The 5369-nt window shown below is 44.1% G+C and carries 5 protein-coding genes and 1 pseudogene; 4 read left to right on the forward strand and 2 right to left on the reverse strand.

Features of this window, described 5'->3' with window-relative positions:
- Positions 1-550 (reverse strand): GTPase family protein (locus B9T16_RS25305; protein WP_410246063.1); only part of this gene is annotated, 550 nt, incomplete at its 3' end.
- Between the two features lie 13 nt (positions 551-563).
- Entirely contained in the window at positions 564-1778 is a 1215-nt protein-coding gene (locus B9T16_RS25310) for a DNA double-strand break repair nuclease NurA (protein ID WP_014274026.1), read from the reverse strand.
- A 202-nt stretch (positions 1779-1980) separates the two neighbouring features.
- Here B9T16_RS25310 and B9T16_RS25315 point away from each other — a divergent pair.
- The 4 genes and pseudogenes from B9T16_RS25315 to ltrA all read left to right on the forward strand — a co-directional run bounded on the left by B9T16_RS25315 (position 1981) and on the right by ltrA (position 5106).
- Positions 1981-2445, forward strand: a pseudogene (locus B9T16_RS25315) (hypothetical protein).
- Positions 2446-2499: 54 nt separating this feature from the next.
- Positions 2500-2667, forward strand: coding sequence for a hypothetical protein (locus B9T16_RS25320; protein ID WP_410246064.1), 168 nt, complete (start codon positions 2500-2502; stop codon positions 2665-2667).
- Between the two features lie 617 nt (positions 2668-3284).
- Complete coding sequence (locus B9T16_RS25325) at positions 3285-3425, forward strand: hypothetical protein (protein WP_410246066.1); 141 nt, start codon at positions 3285-3287, stop codon at positions 3423-3425.
- Complete coding sequence (gene ltrA, locus B9T16_RS25330) at positions 3412-5106, forward strand: group II intron reverse transcriptase/maturase (protein ID WP_410246065.1); 1695 nt, start codon at positions 3412-3414, stop codon at positions 5104-5106. Before B9T16_RS25325 ends, ltrA begins: the two co-directional genes overlap by 14 nt.
- The last annotated feature ends 263 nt before the right edge of the window (positions 5107-5369 follow it).

Raw genomic sequence — 5369 nt, forward strand, 5'->3', positions numbered from 1 at the left:
AGGGTAAATCAGGGTATTTTTTGCGTAAAGTAGTCGCAATAGTTCGCAGGGTATCCGTAGCGAAATCATTAATTTTAACCGTCAAAATTAGCACCCGTGCGCCGCGACTTTCCTCCTGTAAATTCTCCACCAACTCCGCCACCAACTCATCCGTATCTTGATTAATATCCCCCAGTCCCACCGTATCCGTAAAAATCAGTAAAGGTAGATCCCCGGAAGGGTAAGCATATCGTTGAGTGTTTTGGGTGTGGGGCTTAAATCCCTGGCCGACAATTTCCGCCGCAACTCCTGTTAATCCCCGAACAATGGAACTTTTACCCGCTTGAGGTTTCCCAATTAGCAGCGCTTCTGTAGTTGGAAGTTCAGCCCGGACGCGCTCCAAAATCTCAGCAACTTCGCTGTCACTAACATTAAACCAGTCTCCAATTCTATCACTGACTTTCCCGATTTTCCACAATTTTTTGAAAGGCTCAGTAACATATTCCCAGGGTGCTTTTTGGGAAGCCGGAGAAGGTTCTGGGGGTAAATTGCTATCAGATGGTTCAGACATAATCACAGGTTTGTTAAGCAATACTTCCGCGTTTGCGTGCTTCTTTGTAGGAGATGCCCACATTAGGGAGTCCGGCGCGAATCATTTGGTCTTCTAGCATAGCAAAAAACCGAGTGCGATCGCCTCCTCTCACCACCGCTTGATTGTGGGCTTCCGCTAAAGCCACCGGGTAGCCATAGCCTTTATAAACTTGGGCTAACATAATTGATAAAGCTAACTCAAATTGTTCGGTATTTTCAGCTACCCAAGCCGGACATTCAATTCTAGCGATTTCCGTGCCCACATTCACATAACAGAAGTAGATGGAATCAAAATCATAATAATCTAAAATACGCGATCGCGATCGCCAGAGGGGGCTGCGCTGTCCCGGTTTCAGATAATTAGACCATAGCACCGTATCTCGCAGAGGTTCAGAAATTTGACAGGGGGCTTGTTTAATCTTGCCTTTTTTGTCCACCTGACCGAAATCTGGGCAATTTCGCACACAATCAGGTTCATTATAGGGACACGCTTGCAATCTCAGAAACGAAATAGTTTCGCTACTGCGAGAAGCGCTGACATAACCCATCATCGGAATACCAGACACTTTAATCATATCCCAGGCTTCTAAAATCGGTGCGATAATGCGATCGCGCGCTTCTACTGGTAATGTTTCTAAAAACCAGTAAACTAGGGAACCATCCACTAAAGCCAGAGCCGGGTTAAGGTTGTCCCCACCAATCGTAGCAATCTCCCGAGCTGTTTCCGCGAGGGCGATCGCTTCCGAAATGGTGCGTTGGTAGCCCATCCATTCCTCTGTCCGAATACCCCACTGACGCGAAATATAAAGGTCTTCGGGACGATAAAAAATTTCGGGAACACTATCAAGGATCGGGTGGCGACTTTGACCATAATGGAGGACAACCCTACCGATATTGATTAGATAACAATAGGCGATTTCGTGGGCGTTAGGGGCGATTTGGGACCCGTCTGTGGCAAAAACTGTATGGGCGGCGGGTGGTGCTTGAATCGTGAAACAGCTATCTAATGGCTCTATGGGAATCGCGGGGTGAAAAGGAATCCGATCTACCCAGTAATTCAGGCTTTCGATCAATTCTTCTTGATGCTTTTGGGCTTCTGTCAGCAGGTTTTGTGCTGCTTTTAGGCGATCGCGGGCGGCTTGGGCTTCACGGGTCAAGTGTTTACTCATCCCCTGCATTTGGCGAGCCAGTTGAGTTAGGTCAAGCATAGTATTGGGCGCTGAAGTCACACCTAATTATAAATCTCAGAGTTTAACTTGATGTGGTTGCGCCGAAATACTTATCACTGATTGCCAATATAAGTTGTTCGGTACATAATATGTTAGGGTCTATGGACAATTTTATGATCACAAATCATCCGGGCTAATGCTTGGTTACTTTTATTATTAACAACTAGGAGTTAATTAAATAGTGGATACAGTCGAAAATTTTCCCTTAACATCTGTTGATCTCAGTAATTGCGATCGTGAACCCATCCATATTCCCGGTAAGATTCAATCTCACGGTTGTTTGCTAGTTCTCCAGGAACCAGAACTCATCATTTTACAAGCCAGTTGTAATACTTAACTATTTTTAGGCCAGGAAGTAGAGGCCGTCGTCGGCAAAACTTTAAGCCAAGTATTCACCCCCACAGCATTTCAAAAAATCTCCCTATCTCTGACCTCTCATGACCTCAAATACTCCAAACCCATTTACATCGAATTAAATTATCACAATAACCCTCAAAAATTAACCGCCATTGTCCATCGACATCAGAATGTATTAATCTTAGAGTTAGAACCCCATATTCCCACACAACCCCACCGCGCTTATAGCATCTATGCACAAATTCAATCATCCTTTCCGAGTATTGAAAATAAAAATAGTTTCGAGTAATCCGCCCAATTTTTAGCCCAGGAAATTCGCCAATTCACCGAATACGCTCGCGTCATGATTTATCGGTTTGAAACTGATGGCAGTGGCATTGTCGTAGCCGAAGACAAACAACCAGAATTAGAGCCATTTCTCGGACTCCATTACCCCGCTTCCGACATCCCCAAACAAGCCAGACAACTGTATTATAAAAACTGRGGTGCGAGACGTTTAGGAATCAAATAAGGCTGAAATGCCTGAAATAACTTCCTAGTGGGACTTTCACCCCTTGGTGAAATATAAGGAACTCATACCCTGACCATCCCACAACTGTTTATATGTCCCAAAGTTTGGTATAGAAATATACAAAACAAGGCAGGGAACTCAAGGTCAAAACGCAAAATCGGAAATCTTAACGATTCCTTAATAATTGCGAAGAGAGTAACGGCGGTAGCCACCCCCAGTTTTGGGAATCATAACCCCAGGATTGAAGCGGGGAACGGAAGGCTCCGAGGTGCAACCCAACACCAGAATCGAGACCACTGCCAACCATCCATGATTAGGGAAACCGAATGTCCGGCTTGAACCACCGTAATTATAAAGTAGCGAAATAGGTTGATACGCTGCGCTCAAAAGAGCAAGGGGAAAAATAGGGGGCTCTTAGTACTACCTATACAGACCTTTAAAAGTACCCCGGTGGAAAGGACAAATCTAAAGATGGAATGCCCATATAAACGGAACGTTTTAAGTCCTCCTGGACTCTGATTATCTGGTCGAGATATCAGTAGTGACAAATGTAAGCGCAAGTCCTAGAGGATGTGAGATGTAACCAGAAGCCAACGCCCTACTGTAATGGTAGGGATATGCTAACAGGTTACGGTTTGATTGTAAGGATAGAGTCTAGTAGGTGTACAAATGGCGATAGCGAGTTTAAAGAAAGGATTTGGGAAACCCAGACCAATCAAGACTACGAACAACGCATGGAAGACAATCCCATGGACTAAGGTTCAACGGAAAGTTTTCAAGCTCCAAAAGAGTATATTCCAAGCAGCTAAATCGGGACAAGATGCAAAGGTAAGAAGGTTGCAACGTCTACTGGTGAAATCATATTACGCCCGGCTCTTAGCAGTGCGGCGAGTGACCCAAGACAATCAAGGAAAGAAAACAGCCGGAGTGGATGGAATTATCGCAATTTCCCCTAAACAAAGGTTTGAACTGACTGAGAGAATCAAAGGAAATCTCAAAGCAAAAGCACTTAGAAGAGTGTGGATACCAAAACCCGGTAGGGATGAAAAACGCCCGTTGGGAATTCCCACAATCCAAGATAGAGCAAGGCAAGCCTTGGTTAAGTCGGCTCTCGAACCTGAATGGGAATCGAGATTTGAAGGCACTAGCTACGGGTTCCGACCCGGACGGTCAGCCCAGGACGCAATTGGTAGAATTTACAATGCCACAAATCAAGGACAATACTATGTTCTTGACGCTGATATAGCAAAATGCTTTGACCGAATAAACCATGATTACCTACTGTCCAAAATTCATTGTCCAAGCTGCCTAAAAAGAGACCTAAAACAATGGCTCAAAGCGGGTGTATTAGACAACGGTGTATTTGAGGATACAGAAGCAGGGACACCCCAAGGAGGGGTAATAAGTCCACTCCTAGCTAACATCGCACTGGATGGAATGGCTAGGTTAATTGAAACAATGTATCCCAAAACAAAAGGGGTTAAAGTGAAAGCCACCCTAATAAGATATGCCGATGATTTTGTAGTGATATCTCCATCACTAGAAATTATTGAACAGTGCAAGACTGCTATTTCTGAATGGCTAAAACCTGTAGGACTAGAAATAAAACCTGAAAAGACCAGAATATGTCACACACTCAAGCCTATTGAGTATAGTGGAAAGATTGAGGAACCGGGGTTTGATTTTCTAGGATTTAATATCAGGCAATATACTGTAGGAAAGTATAAATCTGGGAAGACAGGTGGGGCAGCAAGCCGATTAATCGGACATAAAACCCTCATAAAACCCAGCAACAAAGCAGTTAAAGCCCACACAGAAGTGATTAAAGGTGTAATCAAACAACATAGAACAGCACCTCAATCAGCCCTGATTAGCAGATTAAATCCGATTATTCGGGGATGGTCAAATTATTATTCAGCGGTAGTCTCAGTGGAGACCTTCAATAAGCTAGATGCAATAATCTGGCGCATGTTACGGGCATGGACAATATCAAGATGCGAAAGGGCAAGTTACGAAAAACTAAGTAACTATTTCAGTCATGGAATGGTTAAACTTAGCAATGGGAAAGAAAGACACGAAAAGTGGCTATTCCAAACCAAGGACGGTCATCAATTATGGAAACATAATTACACACCGATTGTCAGACATACCCTAGTACGCCCTGAAGCAACACCATACGACGGAAATTGGACCTACTGGGCAACCAGAAAAGGACAAGCAATCGATACACCAAATAGGGTAGCAAAACTACTCAAAAAACAAAAAGGTAGATGTACCTGGTGTGGACAATACTTTACCCCATCAGATTTAATTGAAGTAGACCACATTGTACCTAGAAGCCAAGGCGGAAAGGATGAATACAATAATCTCCAATTATTACATCGCCACTGTCACGATGATAAAACAGCTCTTGATGAAGAGATGATGCTGTACTCTTAACAAGGAGGCAGTCAAACTAGGAGCCGTGTGCTGGGAAACTCGCAAGCACGGTTTTGAATGGGAGGGGTAGACCGTGAGGTCTATCTCGACCCCTAATTGCGAGACGTTCAGGCATGAAATAAGGTTGAAATACCTGAAATAACCGCCTGGTGGGGACTTCAACCCCTTGGTTGAATACAAAGGAGCGCACTCCTGACCATCCTCATAACTGTTTATATGTCCCAGCGATTAGTATCACACGATACAAATCAAGGCAGGGAACC

The sequence above is a fragment of the Arthrospira sp. PCC 8006 genome (genome assembly GCF_046480465.1).
In the GTDB taxonomy this organism is placed as follows: domain Bacteria; phylum Cyanobacteriota; class Cyanobacteriia; order Cyanobacteriales; family Microcoleaceae; genus Limnospira; species Limnospira platensis.